The following is a 21037-nucleotide window of genomic DNA, read 5'->3' as shown; positions in this document are numbered from 1 at the left end:
ATTAAAAATTTCGTCTTACATTTGCAGTCCGTAAAAATAGCAATATTTTACAACGGAGATTGCCTGATAGTATAATGGTAGTACGACGGTTTTTGGTACCGTTTGTCTTGGTTCGAATCCAGGTCGGGCAACAAAGAATTGATTTCGGATTTCGGATTTTCAATTTCGGATAACACCGGTTGAAAGTTAGAAATCCGAAATTGTTTTATCAGGTTCGGTAACTTAAGAATGTGTGTTTCGGATGCAAATTTGAAACTGAATATTTGAAATTCGAAATTTAAAGATGCCTTTACAATTTAATCCAGTTAAGTTATTTTCCGGTTCAGGTACTACCGAACTTGCTGCACAAATTGCAGATCGTTACGGCAAAGAACTTGGTGAAGTTGTTCTTTCACGTTTTAGTGACGGTGAGTTTCAGCCGCACTTTAACGAGTCGGTACGTGGTTGCGACGTATTTTTAATACAATCAACCAACCAGCCAACCGATAATTTGATGGAACTTTTGATGCTTGTTGACGCGGCCCGCCGCGCATCAGCGCACTACGTAACAGCGGTTATCCCCTATTTTGGTTTAGCAAGGCAAGACAGAAAAGACAAACCTCGCGTAGCTATTGGGGCTAAGCTGGTTGCAAATTTATTGGTGGCATCAGGCATTAATCGCATCATGACCATGGATTTGCACGCTGCGCAGATACAGGGCTTTTTTGATGTTCCGGTTGACCACCTTGATGCTTCGGTAATTTTCGTGCCATATATTAAAAGCCTGGGCTTGGAAAAGCTTACCATTGCTTCGCCTGATATGGGTGGCTCATACAGGGCACGTACATTTGCCAAGTATTTTAATGCTGAAGTGGTAATATGTGATAAACGACGTAAACGCGCCAACGAGATTGAATCAATGACCATTATTGGTGATGTTACCGATCAGGATATTGTTTTGATAGACGACATTTGCGATACAGCAGGCACACTGTCAAAAGCGGCCGGATTGATTATGGAGCGCGGAGCGCGCAGCGTGAGGGCAGTATGTTCGCACCCGGTATTATCAGGTAAGGCTTATGAAACTATCGAGAATTCAGCTTTAACCGAACTGATAGTTACCGACAGTATTCCACTGAAACAGGAAAGCAGCAAAATAAAAGTATTATCAACTGCCGATTTGTTTGCAAAAGCGATAATGAACGTAAACGAGCATGGCTCAATAAGCCAGCTGTTTAAGGTAGACTAATAAAGAAGGTGATTAATTCATAGCTGATGGTTCATAGCTGTCGGCATTGAAACTAAATAAAAATTTTATGGGAATGGCCATGACCTGTCATCCATGAACCATGAACTAACAAATAAATAATTAACAAAAATGAAATCATTTGCTATTAGCGGTTCTCCAAGGGAGAACGTAGGGAAACGCGACGCTAAAGAGCTGCGTTATCAGGGCCAGGTGCCGGCAGTTCTGTATGGTGGTGAAACTCAAACCCACTTTTCAGTGTCCGCAGCTGATTTGAAAGCCGTAGTTTACACACCGGTTGTTCACTTCATCGATCTTGACATTGCCGGTACAAAAGCACAGGCTATTATTAAAGACATTCAGTTTCACCCGTTAACTGAAACTATTTTACACGTCGACTTTTTACAGCTTGACGAAAACAAACCTATCACCATCGAAATACCTGTAAAATTAACAGGTACTTCTCCGGGTGTAAAAGTAGGTGGTAAACTGGTTCAGAAACTTAGGAAACTGCGCGTTAAAGCTTTACCAAAAAATCACCTTGATACTATCGACGTAAGCATCGAAGAACTTGAGGTAGGTAAATCAGTACGTGTTAGGGATATCAAATTAGATAACCTTGTAATCACTAATGCCCAGGAAGATACTATCGTATCTGTTACCACTTCTCGTGCACTGCGTCAGGCAGAACAAGAAGCTGCATCAGGCAAAAAATAATCATTGGTTTAATATCATTGATCATGATTTTAAAAGCGGCAGGTATTTCCCTGCCGCTTTTTTATTGAGCTGTAACCAAATCATTACTAATACAATACGGGTAAAAAGCGTTATAAGGCCTATTTTGCTTTATCTTTGTCACGTATTTGTTTCAAAAAAAACTTATTTAAGCTGTAACATCCTTAAATATTAACCGTCTTTTGGTCAGATGAAGTATCTAATAGTTGGGTTGGGCAACATAGGTCCAGAATACGCCGATACAAGGCATAACATAGGATTTATGGTGCTTGATGAAATGGCCCGGCAGGATGGTGTGAAATTTAGTATGGGCCGCCACGCGTACCATGCCGAAACAAGCTTTAAAGGCCGCGCACTCCACCTGATAAAGCCTACCACCTATATGAACCTGAGCGGAAAGGCGCTTAACCACTGGATGAACGAGCTTAAAGTACCTGTTGAAAATGTGCTGGTGATTGTTGATGATCTGGCATTGCCTCTTGGTACCCTGCGCTTAAAACCCAAAGGAAGCGCGGCAGGCCATAACGGGTTAAAACACATTGAACTATCACTTGGACACAACAACTACGCCCGCCTTCGCTTTGGCATTGGTGACAACTTCCCCAAGGGCAGACAGGTTGATTATGTGCTGAGCGGATTTGATGATGATGAAATACCTGAATTGCCCGCACTTATTGATCGCTCCATCGAAATGATCAAAAGTTTTACAACCATCGGGGCTGAACTTACTATGACAAGATTTAACAAATAATCACATTTAACTAACATTTTAGTTAAATAGTGTTAAATATCATCTTGTGGTAATACTGCCTTGGTAACTTGCACAAAAATTTACAACCAAACGCTGATGAAACAGGCCCTGCTGACCCTTATTTGCTGTTTTTTAACTACCCTATTGTTCGGGCAAGCGCCTCAAACAAGCTTTAGCGTAAAGGGTATTGTTATTGACTCGGCAAGCAATAAACCACTTGATTTTGTAACCGTTGCGTTGCAGGATGCCAAAACCAAGTCGCCTGTAAAAAGCGGGCTTTCTGCCGGTGATGGCAGCTTCGAACTTAAAGCAAAACCAGGCGATTATCAGTTAGTTCTTGCGTTTATTGGCTATGCTAATAAAGTAATTAAGCTTGATGCCAATCAATCGGCTATTGATTTGGGCCGTATCATGTTCTCATCATCAGCCAAACAGCTTAACGAGGTATCTATTACAGCAGTAAAACCGGTAATGAAACAAGAAGTTGACCGCCTGAGTTACGACGTGCAGGCTGACCCTGAAAGCAAAGCTATTACAGCACTTGATATAGTGCGCAAAGTGCCGCTGCTTAGTGTCGACGCTTCTGACGCTATCAAGCTAAAAGGCAGCGGCAATTACAAAATACTGGTTAACGGGCGTGAGTCAGCACTGATGGCTAAAAACCCGTCAGATGTGCTGAAATCAATGCCTGCCAGCAACATACTTAAAATTGAGGTAATTACCACGCCGCCGGCCAAGTATGATGCCGAAGGTTTAGCGGGTATTATCAACATCATCACCAAAACCAATGCCGACGAAGGTTACAATATCGGTATAAACGCCCGCCACAATACGCGTTGGGGGCAGGGTATAAACCTTAACGGAACAGTAAAAAAAGGCAAATTTGGCTTTGCCGGATACGCCGGTGTGGGGCAACAACCAAAAAACAAAAACACCTTCACCACCACACAACAGCGCCTGGTTAATGGCAATGTACCTAACCCCGATACTGTACTTACCCAAACAGGTGAAAATGAATTTGACGGGCGCTATATGTATGTTAACGGTGAGCTAAGCTATGAAATTGATACGCTTAACCTGCTTACCGGTTCGTTTGAAATGTATAAAGAGAAAGGCTGGCAAAGCCAGAATCAATTATCGGTATTGGAAAGCGCGGGTGAAATTTTACAGCGTTACCGCCAGTTAAATATTAACGATGGCCGCTATACCGGTATTGACGCCGCGCTGAACTATCAACTGGGTTTTAAACGTAGTAAAGAGCAGTTGCTTACCCTGTCATACAAGTACAGCTATTCGCCGGGTGTAAGCAACACCAGTAATACATTTTCTGAAAGAATAATTTTCCCGCAGCCCGACTTTTTGCAGTATAATGATCAGGGCGCTAAAGAGCATACCATACAGTTGGATTATGTACACCCCATGAAAGGCTGGAACATTGAGGCCGGTGGCAAATCAATTATCCGAAACAACTATAGTGATTTCAGTACAGATTTACTGGTTAGTCCGGGTATATACGAGCGTTCAGAAGAACAATCGAACGTATTTGATTATCAGCAAAATGTGCATAGCATATATAACTCGTACCAGTTAAAGGGCGAAAAATGGTCGGCAAAGGGCGGCTTACGCTTTGAGTTAACTACTATTGACGCTACATTCGCCAATACTGGTGATAAGCTGAATACTAAGTATAATAACCTTATTCCATCAGTATCAGTTCAGCGCAAGCTAAAAAGCAGCAGCATAAACCTGGGTTATACGCAACGTATACGTCGCCCGGGCATTTACCAACTGAACCCGTTTACCGACAGGAGCAACACTTTATTTGTAAATACCGGCAACCCTAACCTTCGCCCCGAGCTGAGTAACTCGTTCGAGCTTACTTACAGTAACTTTAAAAAGGCGTCGATAAACGTTGGTTTGAGCTATTCGTTCTCAAACAATTCGATACAAAATATTACCAGTTTTAGGGATACTACTATAAATGGTGAAAACCAGAAAATCACCTACACCACCTACGAAAATATAGGTAGTAATAAAAGCCTTGGCCTTAACGTAAACACCAATTATGATATCACCAAACAGCTTTCGGTAAGCCTTAACGGGCAAATATCTCAAATATGGATTGAGGGTAGCTATAACGGAAAACTATATCGCAACAACGGTATTATAGGTAATGCTTTTGCCAACATTGGTTACAAATTTGGTAAAGAAAACAGTTGGCGCGCTGGCCTTAACGCAGGCTATTTTAGCGGCGATGTGTTACTGCAAGGTAAATCAAGATATTTTATGTATAACTCGTATTCGATGTCGAAAGAGTTTATGGATAAAAAAGCCTCCATAGCGCTGGTGGCCAACAACCCTTACAGTAACTTCTGGAAAAGAACCTCAAGCACGCGTACACCTGATTTTATACAATACAGTGATTATAACCAGATATACCGTCACTTCGCTATCCGTGTAAGTTACAAATTCGGCAAGCTAAGCGGCGAGATTAAGAAAAACCAGCGCGGTATAAATAACGACGATACCAGCGGCGGTAAAACCAGCGGCGGCAATGGCTAAAAACAAATATTAACTGACGCAAAATATTTCAACCAATTATCACAATGAAACAGCTTTTACTAACCGCCGTGTGTTGTTTATTTACAACATATCTGTTTGCACAAACACCACAAAACAACATTACCATTACAGGTGTGGTAATTGATTCGGCAAGTGATAAACCGCTTGACTTTGTTACTGTGGCACTGCAGGATGCAAAAACCAAATCGCCGGTAAAGAGCACATTGACAAAAGGTGACGGCAGTTTTACAGTTAATGCTCCGCGCGGGCAATATCAGCTGGTGCTTGCTTTTATAGGATATAGTAATAAAGTAATCAATCTTGATAGCACAAAAACTACTACTGATCTTGGAAAGATCATCTTTTCAGCATCCTCAAAACAACTAAACGAGGTTCAGGTAACCGGTGTGCGCCCGGTAATGAAACAGGAAGTTGACCGCCTGAGCTATGATGTACAAGCCGACCCTGAAAGCAAGGCTATTACAGCGCTGGATATGATACGCAAAGTGCCTTTGCTCTCGGTTGACGGAGAGGATAATATAAAACTTCGCGGTAGCGGCAATTATAAAATACTGCTTAACGGCAAAGAGTCGGCTTTGATGGCGCGAAGCCCGTCAGATATATTGAAATCAATGCCGGCAAGCAACATAGTAAAAATAGAGGTAATCACCACACCACCGGCCAAGTATGATGCCGAGGGTTTGGCGGGTATTATCAATATAATTACCGTAAAGAAAACTGACGAGGGCTACAATGGCTCGATAAACTCGGGTTACAATACCATTTGGGGATACCGTGCCAACCTGAACAGTACCATAAAGCAAGGGAAATTCGGGCTAACCGGCTATGTAGGTCTTAACAAGCGTCCTGAACGTTCGGCACCTTTCACTAATAATACAGATTTCTTCCAGTCGGGTACTGAAACGGTAACCTCTTCGATATCACAGGATGGATCACGCGCTAACAGTTTTGGCAACCGCTACGGCAGCGCCGAGCTTAGCTTTGAGGCCGATACGCTGAATCTGTTAACGGCGTCGTTTAATTTTTATAATGGTGATAATACGCAAACTAATAATCAGTACACCATTTTGCGCGATGGTACTAACGCTATCACCCAGCAGTACAACCTGATGAACAGCGGCGAGGGCGACAACCATGGTTATGATTTCGGCATTAACTACCAGTTGGGTTTCAAGCGAAACAAAGAACAACTGTTAACCATGTCGTATAAGTATAGTAGTAACGAAAATAGCCAGAACACGGCTATATCATCTGAAAATGTAATGCCATCATCAAGGCAGTTTAACGAAGCTGGTTCAAAAGAACATACTACCCAGCTTGATTATATCCATCCATCAAAAATGCTAACAGTTGAAGGCGGCGGTAAAATGATAAACCGCGATAACTTCAGTAATTTTAATACCGATGTACAAAACGCCGGCGGCAATTATGTAACCGATCCTGCCCAATCGAATAATTTTACATATAACCAAAACGTGTATGCCGTATACAACTCATACCTACTTAAATTTACCAAGTGGAGTTTTAAAGGCGGCTTGAGGTTTGAGCGCACAAGCATTAGTGCCGATTTTACCTCAAGCAATACCAATCTTGATGAAAACTTTGATAACCTGGTGCCATCGTTTTCTGTTCAGCGCAGCTTAAAAAACAGCAGCTTAAATTTTGGTTTTACCCAGCGGATACAACGCCCCGGTATATGGCAGCTTAACCCTTTTGCCGACAGACGTAACCCGCAATACGTAAACATGGGTAACCCTAACCTGCGCCCATCTGTAAACAATAATTTTGAGCTTAGTTATGGCAATTTTGCTAAAGGTTCAATTAACATCAGCGCCAGCTATTCGTTCGCAAATAATACCATTCAAAACGTTACCACGGTTGACAACGGTGTAACCACAACTACCTATGCCAACGTTGGGCAAAACAAAAATCTGGCGCTCGACGCTAATGTGAATTACCCGATTACTGAGAAACTGAATGTGAACATTAACAGCGAATTAATGTACGTACGCTTACGCGGAACTGTCGACGGAGAGTTTTACAGCAACAGCGGTTTCCAGGGGCATATATTTACCTATACCAGCTACAAATTTAACAAAGGTTACCGCGTTGGTATGAATGTAGGTTTAGATAGCCGTTATGTGATGTTACAGGGCACTGATAACTATTGGTTAGGCTACGGTGCAAACGTATCAAAAGAGGTATTAAACAAAAACGGCACTATATTTTTTAATGCAAACAGTCCTTTTGCCAAGTATATTAAACTTGATTATACTACGCGTACGCCCGATTTTTATACCCGATCATACAACTATGCTTTTTACCGCAGCTTTAACATAGGCTTTAACTATAAATTTGGCAGCCTTAATGCTGATATCAAGAAAAACAAGCGCGGAATTAGTAACGACGATACCAGCAGCGGCTCAAAAAATTAATACTTTTGCCGCATGAAAGTTTACGGCATTACCAACTGCAACACGGTAAAAAAAGCGCTCGACTGGCTGAAAGCGAACGATGTTGCTTACGAGTTTCAGGACTTTAAAAAACTTGGCGTAAGTACCGAAAAGCTGCAGGAATGGGACAATAAAGCCGGCTACGAAAAGTTTTTAAATAAGCAGGGGCTTACCTGGAAACAGCTTGATCCTGCAGTTAAAGAGCGCATTAAAACCAAAGAGGATGCCTTGCAGTTACTTCAGCAAAAAACCAGTATGATAAAGCGCCCGGTTATTGAAGACGGTGGCTTCTTGTATTTCGGTTTTGACGAAGCTACTTATAAACAGCATTTCAATAAATAAGCATGCCGCGGTTCAAAGCTTCAATACTACTTTATTGGTTGCTACCTGTTATGATGTTTGTATCAGCCTGCCAGCAAGGGCCAAAAACTCACGACCAAAAAGTTGCCGAGGGGCTGCTATCGTTTGAGAAGTTTTTTAATATTCATTATACCGAGGTGTACCGCCGCCAGGCAAACGGGCTTGTTTTTAACGAATACGGTTACCAGCTTGAACCGCAATGGCGCATTAACTTTGTGTCGAATGATTCGGTAAGTATCTTCAGCCCCAAAAAGCAGCGCTTTTTAAACTTTGCGCTAAGCCGCGGATACGATTCCATTTTTAATACAGCGCGGGTATGGTTCAAAGCCCGTAAAATGACTAAGGACAGCTTGTTGCTGGAAATACTCGAGCCTCATGGCGATTCGCTTGACATAAACGGCGCTAAGGTGTATCTTACGTTTTACGCCGATAGTTATATTAAGAATGTTTTGCATACTGATGCCGAAACACTGCAGCGACCAAGCCGCAACGATACATTGTATATTAAAAAGCTAATAGCAGCGTCGGACACGAACCTTCAAAAAGCCTTTGCCGGGCGTGAGCCGGTTGAATTTATAAGCAGGTCGGCAAACGCTACAGCCAAGCCTATTGAAACCGAGCCGACTATATTCAACATGTATAACCCCGAAGATTATTTAAATCCCGCTTATAATATCACCATAAAGAAGGCTTACATGAACTTCTTTTACACTTTTACTGTGATAGTTGATAAAAGCGGAGAGCTGCATTATGGTAAACCATTGGTACCTTTTACTGACGAAAAGTCTAAAGAAGCGTATATCCGGACATCAAAGGCCATTATGGACGGTTATTTAAAAACATACTTTGCAATAATTCCCGGTAAAACTTTAAGTCTGCCACATGCCAGCGAGGTCACTGTCAATATCACAGGAATAAAATGAAAGTACATATTATACGTCAGGTACATGTTATAAAAACCATCCCGTCATTATAACAGCTATTTCCTTGTTATCTTTGCCGCATGCCGCAAGTGTACAATCCGTTTAGCACATTTAATTTCAGCAACCGTAATTGTTTTTTAACCGGGCAGCCGCTTACCAGCGAAGAGGAAAAGATCCAGGTTTTTCCGCAATGGCTGATGAGCAGTTTCTACCTGCAGGATAAACCCTTTAAAATGCTGGATGAGCATGTCTCCACTTATAAAGACCTGAAACTGCCCTGTTCGGCCGCAATTAACAATGATTACTTAGAGCCACTTGAACAGGAAGTAGCCGCCGCTTTTGACAAAGGCTACGAACGCATAAAGGCGCTTGATGATCTTAAGCTTTTCCAATGGGCAGGTAAATTATTGTACGGAATAATCTTCAATGAGATACAGGCTGGTATCCGTCAGCAACATGCGCAGGGCGAAGAGTTCAGCATGTCGCAGGCTATCATCCATAAGTTTACGCATTTGCATTTAATGCTGCAAAGCATTAATCTGCCGCTGGTATTTGACGAGTTCAAACCATTCAGCTTAGAAATTTTCAAAGTAAATAATGCAGAGGATGTTTTTGGCTACCGCGATGAAATAAATACGCTTACTTTTTCGCTGCGTGTCAATGATTTCGGATTGATAATGTGCCTGCAGGATAATGGCGCCAATGGCCGTTATCATAAAGAGGTGCTGGAAAAGATTGCCGGGCAAACGCTGCACCCCATTCAGTTTGAAGAAGTAAACGGCCGCTTTTTTTATTCGAACTACCTGTTTAATCGCCTGCCGGAATATAACCTGCTTCCGGTTAATGACACTCTATATCTTGAAGCCATGCCTTTACGGGGTATAAGCAGCAAACCATTGTTTGACCATTGGGTGAATAAAACCTACGGACAGGTACTTGAAAACTTTTGGAAAAACTGGGGCTTTCTGTTGCTCGAAATTATAAAGAATCCTGAACAACCCATGAGTTATTTATTCGACGCCGAAGGCAACTTCGTTCCTGCTGATAAAATAAGTCTGCCCGTTTAACCACGCAGTCCCAACTCTGTTAAAAAGATATTTACTGCCTCAGGCCTTAATATAATTGTGATAACAATGCCGCTTAGCGCTCCATACAAGTGCGCGTCATGGTTTATCCGGTCATGCGAATATTTAGATGCGTAGCTGCAATAAACGAGGTACAATATCCCAAAAATATATGCAGGTATCATAACCGGTATCAATACGATACCCATTTTACTTGTTGGGTTAAATAATATAAAGCTAAACACAACTGCACTTATTGCGCCTGAAGCGCCTAAGCTTCGGTAACCATAATGATCACGGTTTTTATAGACAGTAGGCAAATCGCTCACCACAAGAGTTACCATATATAGCACTAAAAATTGCCAGTGCCCAATAACAGTCTCCAGATAAAAAGCAAAAATGTAAAACGAATACATATTAAAAATCAAATGCATCCAGTCGTTGTGAATAAAACCGCTGGTAATTAAAGTGTACAGCCGCTGCTTGCGCGACACACTGTATGGGTGCAGAATCATATTATTCAGTGCGTTCTCATTATAAAACGCATACAGTGATGTGATGATGGTGAAAAAGAAGATGATAGAAGCGACAGGCGCTATTTGTAAGTATTCGCTCATATTTATTAATTGCCGTTAATTTCGGCTTGTAATTTTTTAGGAAGGCTTTTAAAAACCAGCTCATACGAGTGGTCGATCATATCTTTCAGTTGTTTTATGGTAAGGCTGCCGGTTATGCTTACCGTGTTCCAGTGCTGCTTGTTCATGTGGTAACCGGGCTTTACTTCATTGTAACGCTCGCGTAGCTCAACGGCCAGTTCAGGATCACATTTCACGTTAAAGCTGCTTGCATCGTCGAGACCGATCAGCAGGAACAGCTTCTCGCCTACCTTAAACACCAGCGTTTCCTCACCAAAAGGGAATCCTTCGGTAACGCCGGGCTTGGCAAGGCAATAGTCGCGCAATTGTTCAATATCCATAACGGTGATAAATTTCCAATTTTTAAAGCCAAACAATAAAATGGTTGGTTAATATTGCATAGCGGCACTGCCGATAAAGTTAGCATAATGAGTAAACTTCCTGCATTAAAATTTACAGTAACCGATCGCTTTTTGCGTTATGTGGTTATTGATACGCAATCTGACCCCGAATCGTCCACATATCCGTCTACTGAAAAGCAAAAAAACCTTGGCCGTTTGCTGGTGCAGGAACTGTTGGAAATAGGCGTTACAGACGCACACCTTGACGAATATGGATATGTATATGCTACCATTCCCGCTAATACTGACAAAGATGTCCCGGTGATTTGCTTTTGCTCACATATGGATACATCACCCGATTGCAGCGGCGAGGGCGTAAAACCTCTGATAGATAAAGATTATCAAGGCAATAATATTGTACTGCCTGACGACGATACGCAAGTGCTGAGACTTGATGAGCATCCCGACCTACAGAATCAAATAGGCAACGACATCATAACCGCCAGCGGTACTACCCTGCTTGGGGCGGATAACAAAGCAGGCGTTGCCGAGATTATGGATGCGTGCTACCAGCTGATCAATCATCCTGAAATAAAGCATGGCACTATAAGAATATTATTCACTCCTGATGAAGAGATAGGTCGGGGTGTTGATAAGGTTAATATTGAAAAGCTTGGCGCCTATGCAGGTTATACTATGGATGGTGAAAGCGCCGGAAACATGGAAAATGAAACTTTCAGCGCTGATGGCGCCCGGCTGACCATTAATGGTGTAAGCACTCACCCGGGCTTTGCCAAAGGCAAAATGGAAAGCGCTATAAAAATAGCAGGAGAGATAATTGCCAAGCTGCCGCACAACCTCTCTCCCGAAGGCACCGAAGACATGGAAGGTTTTGTGCATCCGGTAGGCGTACAGGGTCATGTTGAAACCGCGACGATAGATTTTATTATCCGCGACTTCGCTGAAGAAAAGTTGCATGATCATGCGGAAGCGCTCAAGCGGATTGCTGATGAAGTATTAAATAGATATCCAAACTCCAGCTACTCATTGAAAATAACGGAACAATATCGTAACATGAAAAGCGTGCTTGATGAACACCCGGAGATTGTTGAATACGGCATTGAAGCCATTAAACGCGCCGGACTTGATGCAAAACTATGCAGTATCAGGGGCGGAACCGACGGATCGCGGCTATCATTTATGGGCTTGCCCTGCCCTAACATATTCGCCGGTGAGCACGCATTTCACAGCAAACAGGAGTGGGTATCGGTACAGGACATGCAAAAGGCCGTTGAAACCATTTTGCATTTGTGCATGATTTGGGAAGAGCGGGCGTAAGATGTTATTTCGAACGCGGTGAGAAACTTTGTAAAACTTAATGCTTTCAGAAGATTTCTCTTCGTACCTCGTCGAAATGACACTTAATACTTTTATTTCTCGGCCAGCAAATCGTCGGTCAGCTTTTCAAACTCACTGATAAACTCAGTGTAATGCTCTCCGGTTGCCGGTCCGCTGAAACCGGTATGTATTTTACGTACATCACCTTTTTTATCTATGATGATAGTGGTAGGGAAACCTACAACTTTGGCTAAGGCAGGCAGGCTTTGCGCGGTTTCATCCTTTGCAGGTGTATAGCCGGTTATCAATAAAGGATACGGTATATTGAAACGTTGCTGCAGTTGCTTTACGGTACGTTCAGAACGTGCACGGTCTTTTGTACGCTCATAAGCCAAACCTATAACCTCCACTCCTTTTGATTGATATTTTTTATAATAATCAACCATATAAGCTGTTTCATCCATACAATTAGGGCACCACGAACCAAGTATCTGTACTATCACTACTTTGCCTTTGTATTTATCATCACTTGGCGATACCTTATTACCCTGTAAATCGGTAAAGCTGAAATCAAGCTTTTTGTAACCGGGTTTTAAGGCAGTGAGCGAATAAGCGTCGGGTAGTTTTGCGTCCGGATCTTTAACAGCCGTCCAAACGTCGGTGCCTGTAAGTCCGGAGAAGAATTTACCGTTAGTTATTGTTTTGTCATCGTTTATTTTAGCCTTGAAAAGATAAGCGTGCCCGCCATCAAAGCATGAAAGATAAAGGCTGTCGCCTGCTACAAGGCCTTCCAGAAAGCGGTAATCACCTGTAGTGGTTAAAAACGTACCGGTAACTGTTTGGCCATTCTGTTTAAATTCGCCTACTGTGCTTTCTTTGCCATCGCCTTCGCCAAACACTGCCGACCACCGGCCATCGATATTGAATTGCGGTTTTGCAGGTTTTTCAAAAAAGCGCCATTTTGTGCCGGGAGTAGCTTTAAAAGGTGTGGAAACATCGCTGGTAGCGCCATGCTTTATCCAGCTACCGGCAAGGCCGTTGGCATTTCTTTTTAATTTAAATTCCGAATCAAACAAAGGCATCTTTATAAAAACTGAGTCGCCTTTAGTGGTTATGTCAGTTACTTTGAAATGCTCACTACCATTTATAATGTCTATCTGCTGCTTGCCGCCATTGTCAGTCACTTCAAAATTGAAAGGTATTTGCTCAGCCGACGATGTAGTTAAAGCGCCGCGCCATGCACCTGTAGTTAATTTCTGCGCGAAACCTGTTGAGATAGTAAATATTATTACTGCGATCGGGAGGATCTTTTTATATATCATGCCCTAAAAAAGTCTACTAAGTTAATATACTTTCAAAGGTATAATAAAAAGCGGTATACTACTTCAGCGCTTCGCGCGATATGACAATCTTTTGAATTTCTGATGTCCCCTCGTATATCTGCGTGATCTTGGCGTCGCGCATCAACCGCTCTACATGGTATTCCTTTACATAGCCATAGCCGCCATGTATCTGTACAGCCTCAACTGTAGTTTTCATTGCGGTTTGAGAAGCAAACAGTTTCGCCATAGCGCTGGCATTACCATAGGGTTGATTGTTATCTTTTAGCCAGGCGGCCTGCAGGCAAAGTAATCTTGCGGCTTCAATTTCGGTAGCCATATCGGCCAGTTTAAATTGTATGGCCTGATGCTGCGCTATAGGTTTACCAAACGACTGCCGCTCTTTTGCATACTGTACCGACAGCTCATACGCCCCCGACGCTACACCCAGCGCCTGCGCGGCGATGCCTATGCGCCCGCCTTCCAATATCTTCATGGCAAATGTAAACCCGAAACCATCCTCACCAATGCGGTTCTCTTTGGGCACTTTTACATCACTGAACATCAGCGAATGCGTGTCTGACCCGCGGATGCCCATTTTGTTTTCCTTCGGGCCAACAGTGAAACCTTCCATCCCCTTTTCCACAATAAAAGCATTTATACCATGATGTTTTTTTGCAGGGTCGGTTTGCGCAATTACAATATATGTAGAGGCAGTGCCGCCGTTTGTTATCCAGTTTTTAGTACCGTTAATCAGGTAATGGTCGCCCATATCAATAGCGGTGGTGTGTTGAGAAGTAGCGTCAGACCCCGCTTCCGGCTCCGACAAGCAGAATGCTCCTATCACCTCGCCTTTGGCAAGAGGTATAAGGTATTTCTCTTTTTGGAAATCGCTGCCATATTTTTCAAGCCCATAGCAAACCAGCGAATTGTTAACAGATACCACTACCGAGGCCGAAGCATCCACTTTTGAAAGCTCTTCCATGACCAGAACATATGATACCGCGTCGAGGCCGCTGCCGCCATACTGCGGCGATACCATCATGCCCAGAAAGCCCAGCTCACCCAGTTTTTTTATTTGCTCAGCCGGGAACTTTTGATGCTCATCACGCTCGATAACGCCGGGCTTAAGTTCGGCTTGGGCAAAATCACGGGCAGCCTGGCGTACCATCAGTTGCTCTTCAGATAATTGGAAATCCATATATAGATGTGTATGTACAGGTTAAAATTAACGTATTGGATTTAATATGCAAGCATAGTAAATTTTAGGCATAAAAAAAGAGAGCTTTTTTTGGAAGCTCCCTTTCCCCTAATTAATTTAAACTATTGATTAAACCCAAAACAAAGAACATAAACATTTCAGCCTGGGTGTCTGAAAATTCTAACAAATGTTTTTCAAAGGTAGACGTTGTATATATCGTTATTTCTGATAGATGCAAAGTCGGTAAGATTATAACAATTACAACGCCACAATTTCATCAGAATGGGTAACTAACCCGTTACATAGAACATTGACTTTACAAATAGCTTTATTATTCCCAAAAGTTGTATTTAATGGGTTAATAAATGCTCTTTTTAGGATAAAATAATCATGGCGCACATGAAGTGTATGTAAATAGCCACATAAATATGTATTGCTTTTACTACATAATACCGAAAACAGTACACTATTATATGCAGTTATTATATTTGATGCAGATGGATCTTTTATCATCAATAGGTGAATGGTGGCAGCTGCAAAGCATTACTGAAGTAATTGCAGTAATAACCGGGTTGGCATGTGTTTACCTGGCGGCTAAAAACAACATCTGGAACTGGCCGTTCGCTATCATCAGCGTATCGATATATATCGTCATTTTTTACGAGGCCAGGCTATTTGCCGACATGTGCCTCCAGTTTTATTTCCTCGCCATGAATATTTACGGCTGGCATTACTGGAGCAGAAACCGTTCAAACGAATCGAAAACGCCTGTCTCACTTATTAGCAAGCGTGAAATCCTGTTATCTGCAGCGGCAATTCTGGCCGTTACACTTTTGTTAGGCAGCGTACTCAAATATACTACGGCGTCACTACCTTATATTGATAGCTTTTGCGCGGCCTGCAGTATTGTGGCGCAGGTTTTTCTGGCACGAAAAGTTTTAGAAAACTGGCTGATATGGGTGTTTGTTGATGCGGTGTATGTTGGTGTATATGTTTACAAAGACTTGTACCTGACGGCAATTATGTATGCTATTTATTAATCATAGCGCTGATGGGTTATTTTGACTGGAAGCGAGAATACTCCTTAATCCCACCACATGGAGAAAGACCTTAATGTTATGAACTCAAACGGATCAAATATCATAAAAATAGCAGTTGTAGGCCCCGAATCAACGGGCAAGTCAACCATGTCGGCATATTTAGCAAAGTATTACCATACTGTATGGGTTCCTGAATATGCGCGGGAATATTGCGAGAAGCTTACTGCTCCCTGCACTTTTCAGGACGAAATAAATATGTTTTACGGTCAGTTGGAACTGGAAAAACAATACCTGCCCCGTGCAAACAAACTGCTTATTTGTGATACTACGTTTATCACTATTAAAATCTGGAGCGACCAGATGTTCGGCCATGCCCCGCAGGGGGTATTAAACGAATTGCCTAACCACACATATGACCTGTACCTGCTGCTGGATATTGATATGCCCTGGCAGGACGACCCGTTACGTGATTTCCCTGATATGCGCGAGCACTTTATGCAGGTATGGCACAAAGAACTACAGGAGCTAAATGCCAATTATGTAGTTATATCCGGCCTTGGAGATGACAGATATCAAAAAGCTGTTGCGGCTATAGATACTTATCTAAGAAAGAAGGCTAACAATTAAACTGGTTTCAGTAAAGAACCGTTGTAAACTATAAACTTGCAATAGGGAGGGGTTTGAAACTCATCGCTAATTATTAATGCGACAGTGTGATTACATTAAAATAAATTGAGGATTAAAATCTTTGCTATACTAAATAAAAGTGCTTGCAATAAGCGCTTTTATTATGATATGTCGGTGCAAAACTTTTACTTTAAATATTTCGTATTTAACCCTGTATGCCCCAAAATCAATCTCCGCAAAAATCTCCTGTTTTTAAATATTTATTATGGGCAATTGTTGGCATCGGCATCGCGATAAGATTATTTCATTTAATAGATAACCGCTCACTTTGGGAAGATGAAGTGTACCTGTCAACGGGGATAGTGCATTATAATTATCATCAGCTGGCAACCCAGCCTATGCCTTATCAGCAAAAAGCACCTTTGGGTTATCTGTATGTTGTAAAAACGTTTACTTACCTGCTGGGCAACACTGAAATAGCACTGCGCTTATTCTCATTTATCTGCGGTGTATTATCATTGATTATTTTTATTCAGGTAGCAAAGTTTTTCCTGAAACCGGGCGGTGTTATTGCAGCGGTGGCTATAATGGCTTTTTCGCCGATTATATTATACCACGGGGTAGAGGCTAAGCAATATGCAGTTGAAGCTTTTGGTACGGTACTGCTTCTGTATCTGTACATAAAATATCATACAAAAAACAGCTTAAAGCAGCAGCTTATATGGGGGCTGTGGGGAGCTGTTATTGTATGGTTCTCGTTCGCATCTGTATTTATACTGGCTGCTATAGCATTTACTGTAACTGTTATTCAGTTGTTTCAACGCAGATACACTACGCTTATTGGCTCTTTCAGGATATACGCTTTATGGTTCGGTAGTTTTTTAGTAAATTATATTTTGTTTAGCGGAAAAGACGCTGACACGGGATGGCTGATTTTCTTTTTTGAAACCCATGAAGGTTTTATGCCTTTGTCGGCTGGTGCCATTAAATGGATAGCCGAGCGTATGGTGAGCTTTTTAAACTACCCGATGGGCTTAAGCTGGTTTAATGTGTATAACCTGTCGAGTGTGATGAACCAGGCAATGCAACGGATGATATTTGTGCCGTTGGTGCTGGCTGCTGCAGGAGTATATTATCTATACGGTAAAAACAGGTGGCTGCTGATATTTATTGTGTCGTGCTTCGCCATAGTTATGGCCGCTTCAACAGTAAAGTTATATCCGTTTCACGAGCGGCTTACGCTTTTCCTGGCGCCGGTATTTATACTGCTGCTTGGTGCAGGATGCGATCTTTTTGCGGGAACTAATAACACATCTAAGATGGTTCAGGCCATGCTGATACTATTGTTATTGTTCGGCCCGGTAAAAAATACCTTTAATCAGCTTTTAAACCCATACTTGTTTGGTGATTACAAAAAGTCGTACCAACGCGAGGCATTGCTTTACATGAAAGCCCATTACAAGCCCGGCGATGCTATTTATGTGTATTGGAATGATCTGCCGGGATACAGGTTATATAAAGATCTGGCTGACTTGCCTGTGGCTATCGAAGGCAAAGATTACCGGCATCAGAGCAAAAGTTTTAACGAGTACTTCAATCATTTGGATAAAGACCTGTTAGCGCTAAAAGGCCGTAAAAGGGTATGGATAATTCAAAATAATCATATCAATATCCCGGTTGGCGATTACATTGGCGACCCGGAATGGTTTTATAATAAGGGGGACGGTCCGGAGTTGTTTTATAAACATGTGCTAACGCTTGGCAAAGAAGTAGATACTTACAAGCCGGAAGATAAGAGAGCAGTAAGCGATATAAATGTTAGTTTGATGGATTTCACTAACAATTAATATTGCGGGTAAGCAACTATTTTTTATTTTTGCGCTAATTAAAAAGAAAAGCTATGAAGTCAATGGAAAATGCAAACGCCGAAGGGCACTACAAATTACTGGTAATTGCAATTGTAATAGGTTTGTTCGGTTGTTTTTTCCGTTTTGCAGGTGACGCTTCTATCTACTCATGGATTGCTAACATCGCCATGATAATAGGAACGCTGATAGCTTTTAAAGCAGTTTTTGCTATACTGAAGTAAGCTCCCCGAAAAATATTTTTAAAAAGCGCCTTTTGTTAAGGGCGCTTTTTTTATGCCAGTAGATTACAACCTGTGGTGTTAGTCTGCTAAAAACGGTTTGTATTAATTATTGTTGCACATACATGAAAAGCGTACTCATCACCGGTGGTTCAGGCGCATTAGGGCAACAGCTTACAAGTTTCCTGCTCAATAAAGGTTACACTGTAAGCCACCTTAGCCGTAGTCCCGGAAAAGATCCGAAGGTAAAAACTTATCAATGGGATGTTAACAATGGTGTTATTGATGAGGCATGCATTGATGGCGTGGATACCATAATACATCTTGCCGGAGCCGGCATTGCTGATGAGCGCTGGACAGACAAGCGCAAGAAAGTATTAATTGAGAGTCGTACCAAGTCAATTGCGTTATTATATAATTTGCTTAAGCGCAAGCCACATAAGGTAAAGTCGGTAATTTCTGCATCCGGGATTGGTTATTACAGTGACCGGGAAGATAAACTAATGTATGAAAGCAACGCGCCGAATACTGATTTTTTAGCGCAATGCTGCATTGAGTGGGAAGCCGCGGTTGACGAGGGCCACCAGTTGGGATTACGCATTGTTAAATTTCGTACGGGTGTTGTACTTGATAAAAAAGAAGGCGCACTGCCTCAGCTATCACTGCCTGTAAAATTTGGCTTTGGCGCTGCTTTAGGTAGTGGTAAACAGTGGATATCATGGATACATTGGCATGACGTAGCCGCAATGTATCTTTTCGCTATTGAAAATAACATACAGGGAACCTTTAACATGGTTGCACCGCATCCTGTAACCAACAAGCAACTTACCAAAGCAGTAGCTAAGGTTTTGAAACGGCCGTTTTGGATGCCTAATGTGCCCGGCTTCGCGCTGAAAACTTTTTTAGGAGAAATGGCAACGCTTGTATTAGGCAGTACTAAGGTTTCTGCACAAAAAATCCAGGAAGCCGGTTACAAATTCAAATTTGTCAACTTAAACGAAGCGCTGCAAGATATCTATGCAAAGTAAGGAAGGAGTAGCTGTTTTCTGGTTCAGGCGTGATCTGCGACTAGAAGATAATGCCGGTTTATATTACGCGCTGAAAAGCGGTAAGCCGGTTCTGCCATTCTTTATTTTTGATAAAGAGATATTAGACGATCTAAAAGACAAAGATGACGCACGCGTAACTTTCATCTATCAAGCTATTGAAGAACTAAAGGCTGCGCTTAAAAAGCTTGGCAGCGATTTGCTTGTTGTGTATGATACACCTGAATATGCCTGGAAGAAGGTTTTAGAAAAATATTCTGTTGCCGAAGCCTACACTAATCATGATTACGAGCCTTATGCTGCGCAACGTGATACACAGATAGCGGCTTCGTTAAAAGGACGAGGCATAGCACTTAAGACATATAAAGACCAGGTAATATTTGACAGAGGTGAGGTACTGAAAGATGACAGTAAGCCGTACACCGTGTTTACACCATACAAACGTAAATGGCTGGAAACACTTAAGCCTTTTTATCTTACAGCATATCCAAACAAAAAATATTTTAAAAATTTTTACTTGTTTGAAGCGCCTGCAATGCCCACCTTAAAAGAAATGGGTTTTGTTAAAAGCGACCGTGTGTTTCCGGATAAAGAATATCGGGATGTGATGGATGATTATTCGAAAACACGCGATTATCCCGGAATAAAAGGCACCTCAAGGATTGGTATTCATTTGCGCTTTGGTACAGTAAGCATACGGCAACTGGCAAGCGATGGCAATAGTTGTAATGAAAAAACCTGGCTGAATGAGTTGATATGGCGTGAGTTTTATATGATGGTGTTATATCACTTCCCTCAAACCATGGATCATGCCTTTCGTCCGGAATACGATCGCATACAATGGGTAAACGATGAAAAGCAGTTCGAGGCATGGTGCAAAGGTGAAACCGGTTATCCCATTGTTGATGCAGGCATGCGCGAACTCAATGCAACTGGTTACATGCACAACCGTGTACGCATGATAACCGCAAGCTTTTTGAGTAAAGATTTGCTTATCGACTGGCGCTGGGGAGAGCATTACTTTGCCCAAAAGCTATTGGATTATGAAATGGCAAGCAATGTAGGCGGCTGGCAATGGGCCGCAGGCAGCGGTACTGATGCCGCGCCTTATTTCAGGATATTCAATCCCGAATCGCAGCAAAAGAAGTTCGATCCCGATTTAAAGTACATTAAAAAATGGGTGCCCGAATATGCTGATTTTACTAAATACCCTCGCCCTATTGTCGACCATAAGTTTGCACGGGAAAGATGTTTGAAAGCGTTTAAGGCTGCGTTGAACAGATAGATTACCCAATCCCAACTAAAATTCC

The 21037-nt window shown here is 42.1% G+C and carries 19 protein-coding genes and 1 tRNA gene; 16 read left to right on the top strand and 4 right to left on the bottom strand.

Going from position 1 to position 21037, the window contains the following annotated elements; translation table 11 throughout:
- Positions 1–60: 60 nt before the first annotated feature.
- The 9 genes from EOD41_RS06560 to EOD41_RS06520 all read left to right on the top strand — a co-directional run bounded on the left by EOD41_RS06560 (position 61) and on the right by EOD41_RS06520 (position 10097).
- Positions 61–131 (top strand) — tRNA-Gln (locus EOD41_RS06560).
- Positions 132–283: 152 nt separating this feature from the next.
- Positions 284–1228, top strand: coding sequence for a ribose-phosphate pyrophosphokinase (locus tag EOD41_RS06555; protein ID WP_127703994.1), 945 nt, complete (start codon positions 284–286; stop codon positions 1226–1228).
- 129 nt (positions 1229–1357) lie between these two features.
- Positions 1358–1942 (top strand): 50S ribosomal protein L25/general stress protein Ctc, encoded by a 585-nt coding sequence (locus EOD41_RS06550; protein WP_127703993.1) that lies wholly within the window; start codon positions 1358–1360, stop codon positions 1940–1942.
- Positions 1943–2150: 208 nt separating this feature from the next.
- A complete protein-coding gene (gene pth / locus EOD41_RS06545) occupies positions 2151–2711 on the top strand; it encodes an aminoacyl-tRNA hydrolase (protein ID WP_127703992.1) in 561 nt (186 codons plus the stop codon).
- A gap of 96 nt (positions 2712–2807) precedes the next feature.
- A complete protein-coding gene (locus EOD41_RS06540) occupies positions 2808–5273 on the top strand; it encodes an outer membrane beta-barrel family protein (RefSeq protein ID WP_127703991.1) in 2466 nt (821 codons plus the stop codon).
- Positions 5274–5317: 44 nt separating this feature from the next.
- Complete coding sequence (locus tag EOD41_RS06535) at positions 5318–7729, top strand: outer membrane beta-barrel protein (RefSeq protein WP_127703990.1); 2412 nt, start codon at positions 5318–5320, stop codon at positions 7727–7729.
- A 12-nt stretch (positions 7730–7741) separates the two neighbouring features.
- The gene (locus EOD41_RS06530; RefSeq protein WP_127703989.1) at positions 7742–8089 is read left to right on the top strand and encodes a Spx/MgsR family RNA polymerase-binding regulatory protein; all 348 of its coding nucleotides are present in this window, start codon (positions 7742–7744) and stop codon (positions 8087–8089) included.
- A 50-nt stretch (positions 8090–8139) separates the two neighbouring features.
- Positions 8140–9030 carry a hypothetical protein gene (locus EOD41_RS06525; RefSeq protein WP_127703988.1) on the top strand — a complete coding sequence of 297 codons (891 nt, stop codon included), beginning with the start codon at positions 8140–8142 and terminating at the stop codon, positions 9028–9030.
- Positions 9031–9110: 80 nt separating this feature from the next.
- Positions 9111–10097 (top strand): hypothetical protein, encoded by a 987-nt coding sequence (locus tag EOD41_RS06520; RefSeq protein WP_127703987.1) that lies wholly within the window; start codon positions 9111–9113, stop codon positions 10095–10097.
- Here EOD41_RS06520 and EOD41_RS06515 read toward each other — a convergent pair.
- Both EOD41_RS06515 and EOD41_RS06510 read right to left on the bottom strand, forming a co-directional pair.
- Complete coding sequence (locus EOD41_RS06515) at positions 10094–10711, bottom strand: rhomboid family intramembrane serine protease (RefSeq protein ID WP_127703986.1); 618 nt, start codon at positions 10709–10711, stop codon at positions 10094–10096. The two genes, EOD41_RS06520 and EOD41_RS06515, sit on opposite strands and share 4 nt — an antisense overlap.
- A gap of 5 nt (positions 10712–10716) precedes the next feature.
- On the bottom strand, positions 10717–11070 hold the full coding sequence (locus EOD41_RS06510; RefSeq protein ID WP_127703985.1) for an MmcQ/YjbR family DNA-binding protein: 354 nt from the start codon (positions 11068–11070) through the stop codon (positions 10717–10719).
- Between the two features lie 87 nt (positions 11071–11157).
- Between EOD41_RS06510 and pepT the strand changes: the two genes are divergently transcribed.
- On the top strand, positions 11158–12408 hold the full coding sequence (pepT, locus tag EOD41_RS06505) for a peptidase T (RefSeq protein ID WP_127703984.1): 1251 nt from the start codon (positions 11158–11160) through the stop codon (positions 12406–12408).
- 92 nt (positions 12409–12500) lie between these two features.
- On the opposite strand, the gene EOD41_RS06500 is transcribed toward pepT, so the two are convergent.
- A complete protein-coding gene (locus EOD41_RS06500; protein WP_127703983.1) occupies positions 12501–13730 on the bottom strand; it encodes a TlpA disulfide reductase family protein in 1230 nt (409 codons plus the stop codon).
- 58 nt (positions 13731–13788) lie between these two features.
- Positions 13789–14928 (bottom strand): acyl-CoA dehydrogenase, encoded by a 1140-nt coding sequence (locus EOD41_RS06495; protein ID WP_127703982.1) that lies wholly within the window; start codon positions 14926–14928, stop codon positions 13789–13791.
- Between the two features lie 473 nt (positions 14929–15401).
- Here EOD41_RS06495 and pnuC point away from each other — a divergent pair, with 473 nt between their 5' ends.
- The 6 genes from pnuC to EOD41_RS06465 all read left to right on the top strand — a co-directional run bounded on the left by pnuC (position 15402) and on the right by EOD41_RS06465 (position 21012).
- The gene (gene pnuC / locus EOD41_RS06490) at positions 15402–15968 is read left to right on the top strand and encodes a nicotinamide riboside transporter PnuC (protein ID WP_240663223.1); all 567 of its coding nucleotides are present in this window, start codon (positions 15402–15404) and stop codon (positions 15966–15968) included.
- 57 nt (positions 15969–16025) lie between these two features.
- Positions 16026–16595 carry an AAA family ATPase gene (locus tag EOD41_RS06485; protein WP_240663220.1) on the top strand — a complete coding sequence of 190 codons (570 nt, stop codon included), beginning with the start codon at positions 16026–16028 and terminating at the stop codon, positions 16593–16595.
- A gap of 215 nt (positions 16596–16810) precedes the next feature.
- On the top strand, positions 16811–18442 hold the full coding sequence (locus tag EOD41_RS06480) for a glycosyltransferase family 39 protein (protein WP_127703981.1): 1632 nt from the start codon (positions 16811–16813) through the stop codon (positions 18440–18442).
- A gap of 53 nt (positions 18443–18495) precedes the next feature.
- Positions 18496–18684 carry a hypothetical protein gene (locus EOD41_RS06475; protein ID WP_127703980.1) on the top strand — a complete coding sequence of 63 codons (189 nt, stop codon included), beginning with the start codon at positions 18496–18498 and terminating at the stop codon, positions 18682–18684.
- 122 nt (positions 18685–18806) lie between these two features.
- The gene (locus EOD41_RS06470; protein WP_127703979.1) at positions 18807–19709 is read left to right on the top strand and encodes a TIGR01777 family oxidoreductase; all 903 of its coding nucleotides are present in this window, start codon (positions 18807–18809) and stop codon (positions 19707–19709) included.
- The gene (locus tag EOD41_RS06465; RefSeq protein WP_127703978.1) at positions 19699–21012 is read left to right on the top strand and encodes a cryptochrome/photolyase family protein; all 1314 of its coding nucleotides are present in this window, start codon (positions 19699–19701) and stop codon (positions 21010–21012) included. The genes EOD41_RS06470 and EOD41_RS06465 overlap by 11 nt, the downstream gene beginning before the upstream one ends.
- Positions 21013–21037 lie beyond the last annotated feature (25 nt).

It is taken from the genome of Mucilaginibacter limnophilus (genome assembly GCF_004005815.1).
GTDB lineage: Bacteria > Bacteroidota > Bacteroidia > Sphingobacteriales > Sphingobacteriaceae > Mucilaginibacter > Mucilaginibacter limnophilus.
This window is presented reverse-complemented; position numbering and strand designations above follow the sequence as displayed.